At 46.7% G+C, this 3,188-nt stretch carries 1 protein-coding gene and 1 pseudogene; both read right to left on the bottom strand.

Going from position 1 to position 3,188, the window contains the following annotated elements:
- Nucleotides 1-2,685 (bottom strand): annotated as a pseudogene (gene uvrA / locus AC4E7D_RS13290) (excinuclease ABC subunit UvrA); the annotation flags it as partial.
- A gap of 97 nt (nucleotides 2,686-2,782) precedes the next feature.
- The coding region (locus AC4E7D_RS13285; protein WP_490174270.1) for a DUF4130 domain-containing protein at nucleotides 2,783-3,188 on the bottom strand (406 nt) is incomplete at its 5' end.

Below are 3,188 nucleotides of genomic sequence, written 5' to 3'. Positions count from 1 at the left end.
ATCCATATTGTGCTCGATGACTAACACCGTATTGCCCTTGTCAACCAACTGATTCAGCACCTCCATTAGTACACGGATATCCTCAAAATGCAAGCCCGTGGTGGGTTCATCCAAAATGTAAAAGGTGTTGCCCGTATCTCTTTTCGACAGTTCCGTGGCGAGTTTAACCCGCTGGGCTTCTCCACCAGAGAGGGTAGTTGATTGCTGACCCAGGGAAATATAGCCCAGGCCTACTTCCTGTATGGTCTTCAGCTTTCGGTAAATCTTCGGGATTTTTTCAAAGAAGTCCACAGCCTCATCAATGGTCATTTCCAAAACATCCGCGATGGATTTTCCTTTGTAACGAATTTCAAGGGTTTCGCGGTTAAAACGCTTTCCATTGCAGGTCTCACACTCCACATATACATCCGGGAGGAAATTCATTTCGATCACCCGCAGGCCGCCGCCCTGACAGGTTTCGCACCGGCCACCCTTGACATTGAAACTGAACCTTCCGGGTTTATATCCGCGAATAGCAGCCTCAGGTGTCTTGGAAAACAGGGAACGTATCTCCCCGAAGACTCCCGTGTACGTCGCTGGATTGGACCTAGGGGTCCGTCCAATAGGTGACTGGTTGATATCAATGACCTTGTCGATATGCTGAAGGCCGGATATCTTTTGATACGGCATGGGTTTTTTCACACCATTGAAAAAATGGGCGTTTAAAATGGGGTAGAGGGTTTCGTTGATCAGGGTAGATTTACCGCTGCCAGACACCCCGGTAACCCCAATCATCTTTCCCAGTGGAAATTGTACAGTTACATTTTTCAGGTTGTTGCCCGTACAGCCCGATAGGGTCAGGGTTTTGCCGTTGCCTATTCGCCTTTGCTCTGGTACGGGAATGGTTTTATCACCGGAAATATACTCGGCCGTAAGGGTCTGATGTTCGATAAGTTCCCTGGGCGAGCCTTCGGAGATGATCTCTCCGCCATGTTTACCTGCCCTGGGACCAATGTCGATCACGTGGTCCGCGTGTTCGATCATATCGCGATCATGTTCTACAACAATAACGGAATTCCCGATATCACGAAGCGATTCAAGAGATTTGATCAGTCGGTTGTTATCCCGCTGATGCAGCCCAATGCTTGGCTCATCTAGAATATAAAGAACGCCTACAAGCTGTGAACCGATCTGCGTTGCGAGTCGGATCCGCTGCGCTTCCCCTCCTGACAGGGATTTGGAGCTTCGATTAAGAGAAAGGTAATCCAGCCCTACATCCAAAAGGAATTTCAATCGGACATTAATCTCTTTGATTATCTCTTCTGCGATGCGTTTCTGATTACCTTTCAGAACATCATCAAGCCCTTTAAAGAAATTGGCCAGGTCCCGAATATCCATTGCAGCCAGGTCGGCAATGTTTTTATCGTGGATACGAAAATTCAGAGATTCCAGTTTAAGCCGGGAACCATCACAGGCAGGGCAGGGGATACGGTCCATATACCCTTTTGCCCAGCGACGGATGCTACTGGAATCAGCTTCTGCATGCTGCGTTTTAATAAAATTGGCAATACCCTCGTAATCGATTTTATACTCCCTTGTGACCCCGAGGGTTTTGGAGTTGACCTCAAAACTTTCTTCGCCTCCGAAAAGGATAACCCGGTAGGCTTCTTCGGGAATACTTTCTATAGGGTCATTAAGATCAAATTCAAAACGGCGCGCTATGGTCTCCAGTTGCCGAAAGGCCCAGGATTTTTTGTATTCCCCCAAAGGTGCAATGCCGCCTCCTTTTATGGACAGCTTTTTATTTGGAAAAATCTTGGATTCATTTATTTCATAAACATGTCCCAGGCCATGGCACTCCGGGCACATGCCTTTTGGGGAATTGAATGAAAACGTATTGGGTTCAGGAACGGGGTAAGATATTCCTGAACTCGGGCACATCAGGTCACGACTAAAAAATCTGGGGACCTCCTGACCTTCTTCCAGGACCATCAGTACATTATTGCCACTGTACATGGCTGTGTTTATGGATTCGGCAAGGCGCTTCTCCACGTCTTACTCTTCGGAAACGAGGAGGCGGTCCACTACTATCTCAATGTCATGTGTCTTGTACCGGTCTACTTTCATTCCCTGCACGATGTCCAGGATGTGCCCATCCACCCTGACCTTTACAAAACCCTGCCGTGCAATCTGTTCAAACAGTTCTCGATAGTGTCCCTTTCTTGATTTAACAACAGGTGCCAGGATGTTGATCTTCTTTTCTGTGTAAGTGGAAATGATTAGCTTGCGGATCTGTTCATCGCTATAGCTGACCATTTTTTCGCCTGTTTTGTAACTGTAGGCATCACCAGCCCGGGCATATAATAAGCGTAGGAAATCATATACCTCTGTTATCGTACCTACTGTGGACCTCGGAGACTTTGATGTGGTTTTTTGTTCGATGGCTATCACCGGGGAAAGACCGTCTATCTTGTCAACATCAGGGCGTTCCAGTCCCCCCAAAAACTGCCGGGCATAGGCAGAGAAGGTTTCTATGTATCGACGTTGACCTTCAGCATAAATGGTGTCGAAGGCAAGGGAGGATTTTCCACTCCCGGACAAACCTGTGATCACCACCAATTTCTCCCTTGGAATGGTTACATCTATGTTCTTAAGATTGTGAACCCGTGCGCCTTTAACCTCAATGTTTTCCTCGAAATCGATCATCCTGCAAACAAAGCGGCTAAGTTACGTTTTTGCAGCATAAAATGGAAGCTGGCTTTATTTATGAAAAGTTAAAGCTTGCTGTTAATCGGGGGTAGCATCAGGCAGCCTCGGCCATTAAAAAATGGGCAGGGATGTCCTTTACAAAACGCACGTTAGACCCATTGAAAAACAATCCGTAATTCCTCACCTGGTCATAAATAACCCAGTTGCCGGAAGGATAGGCTGTCCGGAAATACTTGGAGATAAGGGGAAGAATATTGAATTCAGGTTTGATATGGACAATATGAGGTTTGCCCTTAGGAAAATTCAAGTTCAACCCACTTTCCCATTTTCTTTTTTCGCGGGATACCTGCACGGCAAGTTCATCAATTATGGAGGGGCTGGCTGTTATTGATGAGGCCCCCTTGCCATTATTTCCATTCAACAGTCTCAGGATATTGGTGTAAAGCTGTTGTTCTATCCCGGGGGTTTCACTCAAAAAGGCAAAATACATATTCTTGAGC

It is taken from the genome of Lentiprolixibacter sp. (assembly GCF_982873095.1).
This window is presented reverse-complemented; position numbering and strand designations above follow the sequence as displayed.